The 13080-nt window shown below is 60.1% G+C and carries 13 protein-coding genes; 4 read left to right on the forward strand and 9 right to left on the reverse strand.

Features of this window, described 5'->3' with window-relative positions:
• Position 1: 1 nt before the first annotated feature.
• Positions 2 to 1687, forward strand: coding sequence for a glycosyltransferase family 4 protein (locus VOI22_RS04245; RefSeq protein WP_323795329.1), 1686 nt, complete (start codon positions 2 to 4; stop codon positions 1685 to 1687).
• Between the two features lie 4 nt (positions 1688 to 1691).
• On the opposite strand, the gene arsC is transcribed toward VOI22_RS04245, so the two are convergent.
• Genes arsC through VOI22_RS04265 form a run of 4 tightly spaced genes read right to left on the reverse strand, consistent with a single transcriptional unit; the run spans position 1692 to position 4207 of the window.
• Positions 1692 to 2039, reverse strand: a complete 348-nt coding sequence (arsC, locus tag VOI22_RS04250; protein ID WP_323795330.1) for an arsenate reductase (glutaredoxin) — start codon at positions 2037 to 2039, stop codon at positions 1692 to 1694.
• 14 nt (positions 2040 to 2053) lie between these two features.
• Positions 2054 to 2845, reverse strand: a complete 792-nt coding sequence (locus tag VOI22_RS04255; RefSeq protein ID WP_323795331.1) for an enoyl-CoA hydratase-related protein — start codon at positions 2843 to 2845, stop codon at positions 2054 to 2056.
• A gap of 4 nt (positions 2846 to 2849) precedes the next feature.
• Positions 2850 to 3485 carry a class I SAM-dependent methyltransferase gene (locus tag VOI22_RS04260; protein ID WP_323795332.1) on the reverse strand — a complete coding sequence of 212 codons (636 nt, stop codon included), beginning with the start codon at positions 3483 to 3485 and terminating at the stop codon, positions 2850 to 2852.
• Positions 3482 to 4207: a ribonuclease activity regulator RraA gene (locus VOI22_RS04265; RefSeq protein ID WP_028465210.1), complete on the reverse strand. Its 726-nt coding sequence runs from the start codon at positions 4205 to 4207 to the stop codon at positions 3482 to 3484. The genes VOI22_RS04260 and VOI22_RS04265 overlap by 4 nt, the downstream gene beginning before the upstream one ends.
• Positions 4208 to 4360: 153 nt before the next feature.
• Here VOI22_RS04265 and VOI22_RS04270 point away from each other — a divergent pair, with 153 nt between their 5' ends.
• A complete protein-coding gene (locus tag VOI22_RS04270) occupies positions 4361 to 5374 on the forward strand; it encodes an aldo/keto reductase (RefSeq protein WP_323795333.1) in 1014 nt (337 codons plus the stop codon).
• A gap of 12 nt (positions 5375 to 5386) precedes the next feature.
• Here the strand turns inward: VOI22_RS04270 and VOI22_RS04275 are convergent, their stop codons facing one another.
• Positions 5387 to 5842 (reverse strand): cyclic nucleotide-binding domain-containing protein, encoded by a 456-nt coding sequence (locus tag VOI22_RS04275; protein WP_323795334.1) that lies wholly within the window; start codon positions 5840 to 5842, stop codon positions 5387 to 5389.
• Between the two features lie 102 nt (positions 5843 to 5944).
• Entirely contained in the window at positions 5945 to 6304 is a 360-nt protein-coding gene (locus tag VOI22_RS04280; protein WP_323795335.1) for a TfoX/Sxy family protein, read from the reverse strand.
• 276 nt (positions 6305 to 6580) lie between these two features.
• Here VOI22_RS04280 and typA point away from each other — a divergent pair, with 276 nt between their 5' ends.
• Together typA and VOI22_RS04290 are read left to right on the forward strand one after the other, a co-directional pair.
• Positions 6581 to 8407: a translational GTPase TypA gene (gene typA / locus VOI22_RS04285; RefSeq protein ID WP_323795336.1), complete on the forward strand. Its 1827-nt coding sequence runs from the start codon at positions 6581 to 6583 to the stop codon at positions 8405 to 8407.
• A gap of 118 nt (positions 8408 to 8525) precedes the next feature.
• The gene (locus tag VOI22_RS04290) at positions 8526 to 8924 is read left to right on the forward strand and encodes a rhodanese-like domain-containing protein (RefSeq protein WP_323795337.1); all 399 of its coding nucleotides are present in this window, start codon (positions 8526 to 8528) and stop codon (positions 8922 to 8924) included.
• Between the two features lie 56 nt (positions 8925 to 8980).
• On the opposite strand, the gene VOI22_RS04295 is transcribed toward VOI22_RS04290, so the two are convergent.
• The 3 genes from VOI22_RS04295 to VOI22_RS04305 all read right to left on the reverse strand — a co-directional run bounded on the left by VOI22_RS04295 (position 8981) and on the right by VOI22_RS04305 (position 13078).
• Positions 8981 to 10603 carry a HAMP domain-containing methyl-accepting chemotaxis protein gene (locus VOI22_RS04295; RefSeq protein ID WP_323795338.1) on the reverse strand — a complete coding sequence of 541 codons (1623 nt, stop codon included), beginning with the start codon at positions 10601 to 10603 and terminating at the stop codon, positions 8981 to 8983.
• Between the two features lie 139 nt (positions 10604 to 10742).
• Positions 10743 to 11189 carry a cache domain-containing protein gene (locus VOI22_RS04300; protein ID WP_323795339.1) on the reverse strand — a complete coding sequence of 149 codons (447 nt, stop codon included), beginning with the start codon at positions 11187 to 11189 and terminating at the stop codon, positions 10743 to 10745.
• 398 nt (positions 11190 to 11587) lie between these two features.
• Positions 11588 to 13078: a M81 family metallopeptidase gene (locus tag VOI22_RS04305; RefSeq protein WP_323795340.1), complete on the reverse strand. Its 1491-nt coding sequence runs from the start codon at positions 13076 to 13078 to the stop codon at positions 11588 to 11590.
• Positions 13079 to 13080: the final 2 nt, after the last annotated feature.

Below are 13080 nucleotides of genomic sequence, written 5' to 3' on the forward strand. Positions count from 1 at the left end.
TGTGTCCAGAAGTCTCGCTCCAGTCTCTATCTATGTAGGCAATTCGAGCGGTATCGGTTTTGGCGATAATCCGTTCGGCAAGGATGTCGCCAATGTCGGTCTGTTCCGGGCTATCGCGAAATACTCTCGGCATCCGGGACAGCTGAATTTTCTCAGCTTCGGGGCGCTTGGAGAAACGGCACTGGAGCAAGGAATTTTCCCTTGGGGTGCACCGACACGGTCGCTCGGCATCGCCTCCCTGTTCGAGCAGGATAAAGTGGCCGCTTCCGGCTGCCTGCTACGCGGTAGCGCGGAGATCGCGGAGCTGGCCTGGAAGAGGCGCGGCCGTGGAGACCGCAGCTACAGTATCGTCGGCGTGGTCCATACCTTGGCCCCGCCGGCCATCCGGGAATATATTTCGCGTTGCCTGGTGTCTCCGATTCAACCTTGGGATGCGCTGATCTGCACCTCGCCATCTGTAAAACAGGGCCTTGAGCAGATGTTTGGTGATCTCGGCCGTTTCATTGCCGATCGCGGTGGGACGACCGCCTCGGTACTTCCCATGCCGCATCTTCCCGTCATTCCGCTCGGGGTGGATGCATCCTCCATAGCTCGCCGCATGGCGGAAGTCGGAGGGCGTGACCAGGCCCGTGCGGCTCTGCAAATCGCCGATGACGAAATCGTCGTGCTGTGGCTGGGACGCATGTCCTACTACGAAAAAGCAAACCCGAGCCCGATGTTCCAGGCTGTGGAACAGGCGGCCAGGCTGTCCGGTAAGAAAATGCGTTTCATCATGGCGGGCTGGTTCCCCAATGAAACCGTTGAACGGCCTCTTTATGAACAGGCAGCTTTAGGCCATGCACCATCGGTGCGGGTCGAATTTGCGGACGGCAACGACCGAAATGTCGTCGCCCGATGCTGGGCTGGATCGGATATCTTTCTATCCTTGGTCGACAATATCCAGGAGACTTTCGGGATCACACCTGTCGAGGCTATGGCGGCCGGCCTTCCGGTCGTACTCAGCGACTGGGACGGGTACCGAAGTACCGTGCAGAACGGCGTCCAAGGTTTGCAGATTCCGACCATGTTACCACCGTCTGGCGATGGTCAGCTGATGGCCGAGCGGATTGCACTGGGGCTCGACAATTACCTGCAATATGCCTCGAACGTAAGCCAGCACACGGCGGTCGATGTAGATGCAGCAGCCGCCTCTCTGTCAGATCTGGCTGGAGACCCCGAGCTGCGAGCCCGGATGGGCGACGCCGGACAAGATTGCGTCCGGCAGCATTATGACTGGCCAGTCGTCGTCGCCAAACTGGACGACCTGTGGGACGATCTTGCTGCACTACGCATGGCGGCGGAGGGGTTCGGAACAAATACTGCTGATATGCAGGATCCGGTGAAGGGTGACCCGTTTCACAGTTTCGCGCATTTCCCGACTTGTTCCCTTGATGGCGACACCGTCCTAGAAGCAACTGAGCAGTCTGCGGCACGATTTGCCAAAATTGTTGAGGTCGGTCTGGACATGCGCCTGCAGGCCTGGCGGGCACCTGTTGCCGAAGAGGTCATTGCCTTTGTCCGGCACCATGGGCCGGTGCAGTTTTCCATGATCGAGGACAGATTCTCCGCGCACCGCGGAATGCGTCTGGACCTCCTCGTGACCTGGTTGTGCAAATACGGCGTGATGAGTTTTTCGGCTGGTTCCTGAGCCGTCAGAGAATCGCCAGAACGGCTTCCGGCGGCCGGCCGATGGCGGCCTTGCCGTTGGCAATGACGATCGGACGCTCGATCAGGACCGGGTTGTCGTGCATTGCCTGAACAAGCGATGCACGATCCTTTGAGCCGTCGCCGAGGTCGAGTTCCTTGAACGGCGCTTCCTTGCGCCGCATCAGATCCACTGGATCCATGCCGAGAAGCCCCAGAACCTCCTCGATCTCCGAAACACTCGGCGGGGATTTCAGATACTCCCGGATTTCCGGCTCGACGCCCTTGCTCCGCAGCAGCTCCAAGGTCTGCCGTGACTTGGAGCAGCGTGGGTTGTGATAGATGACGACGCTCATGGGAGTGCTCCGGCCTATTTGCCCTGGAAGTTCGGCGCGCGTTTCTCGAGGAAGCTGGCGATGCCTTCCTGATAATCGTCCGTATAGCCGCACTGACGCTGGAATTCCGCTTCCATATCAAGCTGTTCGGCCAGTCCATTATCGAGCGAGGCGCGCATGATCTTCTTGATGCCGGCGAGTGCCAGCGGGGCTTTCGCGGCCAGGGTCTTTGCCAGAGCCTCGGCTTCCTCAATCAGTTTCTCGTCCTCCACCGACGACCAGATCAGGCCCCAGTCTGCGGCCTGCTTGCCGGTCACAGGGGCGCCGATCAGCGTCATGCCGAGGGCACGGGCAAGACCGACCCGGCGCGGCAGCACGTAGGTTCCGCCCGCATCCGGCACCAGGCCGATATTGACGAAGGCCTGCACGAACTTGGTGTTGTGGCCGGCCAAAACGATATCGGCGGCTAGAGCCAGGCTGGCGCCTGCGCCGGCGGCGACGCCGTTGACGGCGGAGATGATCGGTATGGGCAGGGCGGCCATGCGCTTGATCAGCGGGTTATAGTTCTGCTGGATCGACTGGCTGAGATCGCGTCTTTCGGTCGTAGATGACGCTTTGCGGTCCGCAAGATCCTGCCCGGAGCAGAAACCGCGCCCGGCGCCTGTGATGATGACGCAGCGTGCGGAGCCCGGTTTTTCAAGCTGTGTGAAGACGTCGCGCAGGTCTTCATGCATCACCGCCGTGACAGCGTTGATGCGCTCCGGCCGGTTCAGGGTAATGCGGGCGATGTTGTCATCGATAGAGAAGAGCAAAGTTTCATATGTCATTGAATTAACCTGATTTCGTCAGAATAAGGCGGGTGAATGAAACGCCACCGCGTTCCAGTTCGTCGCCATTTTGTTCGCGATGAATAAGGGAAAGTCCCTGCGCTTCGGCGAGGGCCAGGAAGGGATCTGCGTCTGACTCGAGCATCGGCCGGTCCGCCGGTGCCGGTCCGTGTCTCAGCAGCACGGAGAAACGGCCGCCAGGCGCAAGGAGCGTAGCGAGGCACTTCATGCCTTGATCCCGCTGGTCGTGCGGCAGATGCATCCACACCGAGTTCATCAGCATGAAGTCAAACCGGCGTCCGAGCGCATGGACCTTTGTGAGGTTGGGCAGGCGGTCATCGAGCCAGGTCGCCCGGGAGTCGGGATAGAGCGTTTTGGCCTCCGCGCGCATGCCCGCGGCGGGCTCGACCGCGACCACGGTGAGCCCCCGGGATTCTAGCCCGTTCACATGGGCCCCGTAACCGGCACCGATATCCAGCGCATGGCCTCCCGCAGGGGGAAGGTAGGGAGCGTGAAAATTGATGAATTTATCGCTGTGGGTAGCGGAGTCCTCGCCTGCGGACCATTCCGTCCGCAGGCGCCGTGCGTTGCGATCATAGACCGCGATCAGCGCGTCGTTATCCGGATCGGCAGTGCTCACGCTTCTGCGTCCCGCTTCTTCTGCCATTCCACGTAGCGTGCTTTGGTTGCTTCGTCCGGCGGATAGGTTCCGCGCAGCGGGCGACCGCTGGCAATCTCTTCCCGCAGGAAGACTTCCATCTTCTCCTGCTCGAAGGATTGCTCGGCGATCTCCTCGGCGAGATGCGCGGGCAGAACCACAAGACCTTCTGCGTCGCCGACCAGCACATCGTCCGGATAGACCGCGACGCCGCCGCAGGCGATGGGGGTGTTCAGCTCGGCCACTGCATGGTGCTTGATCAGGCTGGTCGGGGCGGAGGGGCCGCCGACATAGCAGGGAATGTCGTATTCCGCGATCTCGTAGGAATCGCGGATGCCGCCGTCGGAGACGAACCCGGCAACGCCGCGCACCTGCAGGCGGGTCATCAGGATGTTGCCGGCGGAGGCGGCGCTGGCGTCCTGGCGGCAGTCCACCACCAGGATCTTGCCGGCTGGTATGGTCTCGATGGCCTTGCGCTGCGGGTGATCGTAATCGTCATAGGCGCTGATCTGGTCGATATCCTCGCGCGCCGGGATATTCCGCAGCGTGAAGGCCTCGCCGACCATGTTGCGGTCGTGCGCGGTCAGGCGGCTGACGCCCTGAAGGCACTGATTGCGCAACCCGCGCTTCAGAAGCTGCGTGGTCAGGGTCGCGGTGCTGACATGCGCCAGCTTTTCCCGTGCCGTGTCGCTCAGTCCGGTCATTGAAGGCCCTCCCGGTGCCGGTTTTTCATTGGAACGCATCAGAGCACGGAGACTTCACGATCCTCAAGTGCGGTCGTCGCTCATCCCGGCTATTCTGTCGTTCCGGAACCGCACCTGAGCCATCAGGGAGCGTTATATAGGGGGGAAGAAACCATGGAATACCGCAATCTCGGCCACTCCGGCCTGAAGGTCTCGAAACTGTGCCTCGGCGCCATGATGTTCGGCGGGCCGACGAGCGAGGCCGATTCTCACGAGATCATCGCCGAGGCGCGGGATTTCGGGGTCAATTTCATCGACACCGCCGATGCCTATCACAACGGAAATTCGGAGCGTGTGGTCGGTCGCGGCATTGCTGCCCACCGGGACTATTGGGTGCTGGCGACCAAGCTCGGCAATCCGATGCGCGAGGGCGACCCGAACGCGCGCGGGCTGTCCCGGAAATGGGTGCTGCAGGCCTGCGAGGAATCGCTGGAACGGCTCGATACCGAGTATATCGACATCTACTACCTGCATAAGGAAGACCATACGACCCCGCTGGAAGAGACCGTGAACGCCATGGCGGATCTGGTCCATGCCGGCATGATCCGGCATTTCGGAATCTCCAACCATCGCTCCTGGCGGGTGGCGGAGATCTGTAATCTCTGCGATGCGGCGGGGATCGACCGCCCGGTCGTCAGCCAGCCTTACTACAACGCCATGAACCGGATGCCGGAGACCGAGCATCTGGCGGCCTGCGACTATTACGGCCTCGGCGTCGTGCCCTACAGTCCGCTCGCGCGCGGCGTTCTCTCCGGTAAGTACAAGCCGGGTGCCGAGCCCGCCGAAGGCACCCGCGCCGCCCGTGCCGACACCCGAATGATGCAGACCGAATGGCGCGAGGAAAGCCTGGTGATTGCGGAGAAGATCAAGGCCCACGCGGAAGCCAAGGGCGCAACGATCATCGATCTCGCCGTTGGGTGGGTGCTGAATAACGGCCTCGTCACCGGCACTATCGCCGGTCCGCGCACGATGGAGCAGTGGAAAGCCTACACAAAAGCGCTGGAGTACGAGTTCACGGAAGAGGACGAGGCGCTGATCAACGGGCTGGTTGCGGAAGGGCATCCCTCGACGCCGGGCTATAACGACCCGGCCTACCCGCTGGAAGGCCGCGTGGCGCTGACAGGGTAGGCGGCGTTCGCCTTACTTCGCGACGCCTTCCTCGAAGAAATCGCCAAGGCCGTGGTCGGGTTCGAAGACTTCTTTGACCTGACCGCGGCTGGCATTCTTGTAGTTCTTCATGATGAAGCCGTAGGCCTGATCGAGCTTGTGGGCCTGATTGAGGATGATCATCTTCGGCAGTTTCGCGCATTTGGCGATGTCGGCACGGACCCGGTCTGCGCGTACCCGGGCATAGGCACCGGCGCTGAAGCCGACGAGGGTGCCGACATAAGGCCGTTTCAGGATGGCTGAGCTTTCGCCGAGGAGGGAGCCGCGCTTGAAGGTCGTGACCGTGCCGTCCAGCTCAATGTAGAGGCCCGGGCTGTGCTCCATCGCAACCTCACCGCTGAGAACGTACATGACGAAATCGGACGGCTCGCCATGCTCGCAGATGATGTCGCCAGGCTCGAATGGAATACGGTCTGATTCAGGAACCATAGATTTTTCTTTTATCTTCAGGTTGATTGGTTAATGAGTATTAATTTGAATTAAATTATTCTTAATAACAAGCTCCAGGGCGGCGAATTCTGGCTGATTTCCTCAACTACGTTTTCTTTTTTTCTTAGGCTTATGTGCCTTGAGGGCCGCATCGATGGCAGCGCGGGCCCATTCCAGAAACAACTCTGGGTCCTCCAGTATGTTTGTTGGTACCTCCCAGTAACTGCCGACCGTGACCTCGCCTTTCTTTGTGTTGTAGCGGAACGGCTCGCTGCCGCGCTCCTCGAAAACCGGGCGATTTCGGTCGTCCACGCGGAAATAGGGCTGGTCACCCAGCAAGAGGGCGAAATTGACCTCGCCATATTTGATGCCATAGCCGCCGAACATGCGGTGCGCATGGATATCGCCCAACGGCTCCAGCATGTCGGTAATGAAGTCCGCGAGCTCTTTCGATGCGGCCATGACCCGATTCCTCTTGTTTGTTCTCTTATTGTTCCCATTTAACGCTTTGCTGGCAAGGCTAGGCGGCATCACATCCCAGTGGGATGCCGGTTGGGGTTGCAAACGGGATGCAGCCATGCAATCCAGCGCTTGTTTCGCGCTGCAATATAAGTATGTTAGCGCCGAGTCATTTTGACACTGCCGGGCCTGAACCGCCCTGAGCCAATCAACGCAGATTTGCACGCCTGGCACCGCGCCGTAATAGCGGCGCGCGGCGGACCTGTTCGGAGTCGTTCCATGGAACTGAGAAATATCGCAATCATCGCCCACGTCGATCACGGCAAAACCACGCTTGTCGACGTGCTTCTGAAACAGACCGGTACGTTCCGCGAGAACCAGCAGGTCGACGAGAGGGCGATGGACAGCAACGATATCGAGCGTGAGCGCGGTATCACCATTCTCGCCAAATGTACCTCGGTCGAATATGGCGGCACCCGTATCAACATTGTCGACACACCGGGCCACGCCGATTTTGGCGGTGAGGTGGAGCGCATCCTCTCCATGGTTGATGGCGTTGTCGTTCTGGTGGACGCGGCCGAAGGCCCGATGCCGCAGACCAAGTTCGTGCTCGCCAAGGCCCTGAAGCTGGGCCTGCGTCCGATGGTCGTGGTCAACAAGGTCGATAAGCCGGAGCAGCGTGCTTACGAAGTGCAGGACGAGATGTTCGACCTGTTTTCCGCGCTCGAAGCGAATGAAGAGCAGCTCGACTTCCCGTCGCTGTTTGCTTCCGGCAAGGCCGGCTGGGCGAGCGAGACTCCGGACGAGGTTGGCACAGACATGGCGCCGTTGTTCGAGCTCATCCTGAAGCACGTTCCGGCGCCTGCTGTCGAGAAGGACGCGCCGTTCCGGATGCTGGCAACTACGGTCGAGGCCGATCCCTATCTCGGTCGTCTGCTGACTGGCCGGATCGAGGCCGGTACTGTGAAACCAAACCTCAGCGTCAAGGCACTGTCTCGCGACGGCAAGGTGCTGGAGCAGGGTCGGATCACCAAGGTGCTCGCCTATCGTGGCCTGGATCGGGTCCCGTTGGACGAAGCTGTGGCTGGTGACATCGTGGCGCTTGCCGGGCTTTCAAAATCGACCGTTGCCGACACCATCTGCGTGCCGGAAGTGACCGAGCCGATCATGGCGCAGCCGATCGATCCCTCGACCATCGCCGTGACCTTCTCCGTTAATGACAGCCCGCTCGGCGGTCTGGATGGCGACAAGGTGACGAGCCGGGTGATCTGGGACCGTCTGAAGAAGGAAGCCGAAGGCAACGTCGCCATACGCGTCTCCGAAACTGCGGACAAGGATGCCTTCGAGGTCTCCGGACGTGGTGAATTGCAGCTTGCGGTGCTGATCGAGCAGATGCGCCGTGAGGGCTTCGAGCTGTCGATCAGCCGCCCGCGCGTGCTGTTCCAGTCCGATCCACAGACCGGCCAGCGCCTCGAGCCGATGGAAGAAGTCGTCATCGACGTGGATGAGGAATTCTCCGGCGCCGTGGTCGAAAAGATGCAGCAGCGCAAAGCCGAATTGATGGACATGCGTCCGTCTGGTGGTGGCAAGCAGCGGGTGACCTTCCGCTGCCCGTCGCGTGGCCTGATCGGCTATCACGGCGAATTCATGACCGATACCCGTGGTACCGGCATCATGAACCGGGTGTTCGATTCCTACGGTCCCTATAAGGGCCCGATCCCGACCCGCCGTAACGGCGTGCTAATCAGCCTGGAAAAGGGCAAGGCAGCGGCCTACGCACTGTTCAACCTGGAAGAGCGCGGCCCGCTGATGATTGGTGGCGGCGAGGATATCTATCCGGGCATGGTGATCGGCGAGACCAACCGGGGTAACGATCTCGACGTTAACCCGCTGAAGTCCAAGCAGCTCACCAACTTCCGGGCATCAGGCAAGGACGACTCGATCGTTCTCACCCCGCCGATCCGGATGACGCTGGAAAAGGCGATCTCCTATATCGGTGATGACGAGCTGGTTGAGGTGACACCGAACAATATCCGTCTGCGCAAGCGCTATCTCGATATCAACGAGCGCAAGAAGCACGCCCGCAAGATAGCGGCCGAAGGCTGATACTCTCCTGACGACCCAAGGGAGCCGGAACATCAGTCCGGTTCCCGAAAGGCCATTCCGTTTGCGCCTCGCGCGCACTAGGCTCTCCCCAGAAACGTGATCCTGAGGGAGGGCCTCAATGGCCGAGAAAACCATTAAAACAGTCGACTCCATGGTGGCCGAAGCCAACGAGCAGGTCCGCATCGTCTCTGTCGAGGATGCAAAGGCCATGGTCGGCAGCGACGACGTGACCTTTATCGATGTCCGCGATGTGCGTGAGATCGCCAAGACCGGCCGCATTCCGGGCGCGCGCCATGTGCCGCGCGGCATGCTGGAATTCTGGATCGATCCGGCCAGCCCCTATTACAAGGACTTCTTCGGCGAGGATAAAACCTTCGTTTTCTATTGCGCCGCGAGCTGGCGTTCCGCTCTGTCCGCCAAAACGGCGCAGGACATGGGCCTGACGCCCGTCGCCCATCTCGAGGGCGGCCTCGGCGAATGGCTCAAGGCGGATGGTCCTGTTGAGATGAAGGACTAAAGAAAACGGCCGGGCAGATGCCCGGCCGTTTGCATATAAATTCACCGATTCTCAAATCAGGCGGAGCGCACCTCTGCGAGGAAAGCGTCGACCTGACTGCGCAGGGCGCTGACAGAGTCGTTCATGCGGGATGCAGTTCCCGTCACGTTCTCGGCCGCGGCGCTGGTTTTTACTGTCGCCTGATTCACGTGTGCGATGCTGCTGGTAACCTCATCGGTACCGGTCGCGGCATCCTGAACATTGCGTGAAATCTCGGACGTGGCTGCTGACTGCTCTTCGACTGCGCCCGCGATCATGGTTGAGGATTCCGACAGGTTGGAGATCAGGCCGGTCACGCGGGTGATTGCCTCGACCGCCGCGCTGCTGGACTGCTGGATTTCCTGAACCTGTGTTGAGATATCCTCGGTTGCCTGGGCGGATTGATTTGCCGGGCTTTTCACCTCGCTGGCGACCACCGCGAAGCCCTTGCCGGCATCGCCGGCCCGGGCAGCCTCGATTGTTGCGTTCAGGGCAAGCAGGTTTGTCTGCTCGGCAATATCCCGGATGAGCGTGACGATCTCGCCGATCTTCTCGGCCGACTGCGCCAAAGCCTGCATCTGCACGTTCGTCCGCTCGGTTTCGGCAACAGCGGAGCTGCTGATCTGTGAGGCATCGGAGACCTTGCGGGTGATTTCGCCGATCGATGCGGAGAGTTGCTCCGTCGCGGCGGCAACAGTGTTCACGTTGGTCGAGGCCAGGGATGCCGCAGAGGCTACCTGATCCGACTGTGTGTTGGTCTCGCCGGCGGCAAGAGTCATCTCGTTGGCGGTGTCATTCAGGTTGGCCGCCATGCTGTTAAGTTCGGTCATGGATTGCCCGATCATGTTTTCAAAGCGGGCAATTGATGCTTCGATCCGCTCGGCCCGTTTCGACCGATCCTGTTCTTCGGCAATCTGTTTGGCGCGCATTTCCTCGCGCTCGATCAAGCCTTCCTTCATGACGCCGAGGGCTTCGGCAATCGCACCGACCTCGTCTTTGCGATCCTGATCGGTAATATCGGTGTTGCTGTGCCCGGATGCGATTTCCTTGATCACTGTTGTGATCCGGCTGATTGGAGCAGTGATGGCGCGGCCGGTGAAAATACTGATTGCAAGCGAAAGGATAAAGGCGACGACAACGACACCCATAACTTCCAGCTCGGCCAGATCCTGCGCCGCCTTGGCTTGATTCTGTAAGTCGTCCGCCTTCTTGATGATGGCGTCGGAGAGCTCCTGAATCTTCCCGGAGACGTCACTCAGCCTGACGTGAGCGTCGGTCATCAACATGGAGGCCAGGAATGAGTCGATAGCGACGGTCTCGAGTGTTTCAGTCGCGACACCACGATACGCGCCATACCCTTCCCGGATCGTCTGCAGGGCCTCTATTTTGTCTGCGGGAGTATTTGCCTCAATCTTTGCGAATAGCGCTTCAACGTTTCCGAAGATGGTCCGTGCTTCCTCGGCTGCTTTCGCAACGTCCTCGGCAGCTACTCCGGACTGTTGCCAGCTGAGAGCTCGGAACAGCGTTGCATGACCAGCATTGACAAGCCCTTGCAGCTCTTTGGTGTCAAGGACCAGTTGCCCGGCAAGCCCCGCATTCTTCTGGAGATTGGTTGTCTCCTTTAAAGAAATGAAGAATACCGCTGCGATGATCAGGATCATCAAGCACGCAACACCAGGTGCGATTAGTGTTTTCTGAATAATGGGAAGATTTTTCAGCATTTTCGGTGTTCCGGTCCCAAAATTTTATATACGGCCGGGGACGGAAAATCCGCCCCCGACGTGGTTCGTATAGCTTGTATTAGCGCTTGTAGGCGCCGACACCGACGACTTCATTAGCCAGTCGGATGATGTAAGATGTCTTCGGCTCGACAGCGTTGGACGTCGGATTCTGCCATTTGTAATCGACCCAAGCTGCATCCGTGACCTTCAGGAAATCCTGGATGAACTGCTTGCCGTCGACATCGCGGAGACCGGTCAGGTCGCGGCCGACCAGTGCTGCCTTGGCGCCGTGCGCAATCGTGGTGCCCTTGAGATCGAACACGAAAACATAGAGATCGCGGTCATGCCATTCGCCACCCGGGGCCATGAAATCTTTGATAGCACCATCAAGTCCGGCCGAGTTGATATGCGCAGCAGCTTTTTCAGCCATCGCCTTGGCTTCCGCCTCGGAGGCGAACTCGGCTGCAGTTGCACCCACGGTGGCGGTGAACAGCATTGCAGCGGCAATGATGAGTTTCTTGAACATCTGTTAGTTCTCTGAAAATCAGTCGTTGTTGGTATGAGGTGAACCCGGCTCGTCCTGGAACAGAGCCGTTGTTTTCCGTGAGAGGGGTGATTCTCCAGAATACTTAAAAGATATTTAACTGCCGGAAATTGATGTGGCTTTCCAAGCCGGGCCGTGGCCAGGCGGCGCAGCGCCGACTGCGAAGCGGCGTCGGCGTGCCAGGCATTTGTGGACGTGATAAGGGATTCCTGTTTCCGTCGAGAACCGGGGCGATCTTTCAACGCAGGTGCGCGCGCTTGCACCGCAGGGGGAATATGGCGTGCAGATAGGGTTTCACTGCACTCAGGCTCCACGCTTCATCACGCATTTCAAGCGGGTCGATGCAGGGCGCGCGCACCTCCTTTTCGCGGTGTCGCCGCTCAGGAAAGAGGATCGATCGGCCAGATCGGCCGGCGCAGATGCTTGTAGTCAAAGCTACTGTAGTCCTGGGAGACGAGACATCCGCTATCGACCAGCACGACGTCGCGGGCGACCGGCTGGAAGGCGGCGCGGAAATGGTGGGAGGATTTGACAGCGATCACGTCCAGCGCCGCCGGATCGAGTCCAAACAGCTTCAGCGCCTGCTGATCCGTGACCTGCAGATTGCTGCTGGCGATCACCACCTTCACGCCTGAAATGTCGAGCAGGGCGGCGCGGCCGAGGCGCACTTCCATATTGGCCCACATCGGCCCGTCGCAGACGAAAGCTCCGGTCTCGTTGAGGGCGAGCACTGTTGCATCCGTCTCGATTGGCGGCCCATAGCTGTCTGGATCGACTTTTGCGCCAAGCGAGATGGCGATTTTTGCTCCAACACCGGCTGTATGAGCCTGTTCGGCAACCGCCGGATCGCAAATCGCGGCCAGTGCCGCATTCGAAATGCCCGTCGCGATAATGCTTTCCAGCAGGCGAACACCGTCGCCATAACCACCACCGCCCGGATTGTCTGTGGTATCGCCAATGACCAGCGGTCCCTTGCCCGTGGGGCCGTTCCTGATCTTCTCGGAAAGCTCCGTGAGAGAGAGCAGGGGAACGGTGTTGATTGCCCGGGTGTCCCAGACGAACTGCATCAGGTCGTCGGCGATTTTCTGGCCTTTTCCCGCATCGCCATCCGTGGTGACGCTGACGGATGGGCCGGCCTCGGCTATGTCCGACCAGGCGAAACCGGCGCAGAGGCCGATTTCCAGAATAGCCGGATCGGCGGCCTTGATGTCCGCAGCCCGGGCCAGCAGCTCGACCATCGGGCCTTCCTGGGTCCGGCCGTGATTGAGACCGTCGAGGGTCGGGCGCCGGGCTACAACCGTGACCGGACGGATTTCTTTATCCATTGCCCGCTGCAGCAGGGCGGCAGCCTCCGTCGCGGCCTCGTACTGATCGATATGCGGATATGTCCGGTAAGGCACCAGGATATCAGCAAACGCGGCCATTCCGTCCGTCACATTCGCATGCAGGTCTAGCGTGACGGCAATCGGAACCTGCGTGCCGAGACGGTCCCGCAGCCTCTTCAGCAGATCACCTTCCGCGTCCTGGCTGCTCTCGGTCACCATGGCCCCGTGCAGGGCCAGCATGACCCCGTCGACCGGTCCCGTGTCGAGACCGGCCAGCACGATGTTGCACAGTTCCTCCCAGGCGTCCGCTGTGGTCATGCCGCTTGGTGTGGCATGGGCCGCAACGGTCGGGATCATCTCCCAGCCGTAGGTCCGCGCGGCATCGATATGGGCGGCCACTTCCGTCGCGGTGCCGGACATATGCGTGGCTATCGCGTCGCCGAAATAGCATTGCCGACGCAAATAGGCGTCCATGTCGGTCCGCAACACACTGAAAGTATTGGTCTCGTGGCTGATCTCAGCCGACAGAACACGCCGCGCGGTCATCG

It is taken from the genome of Nisaea sp. (assembly GCF_034670185.1).
Lineage (GTDB): Bacteria > Pseudomonadota > Alphaproteobacteria > Thalassobaculales > Thalassobaculaceae > Nisaea.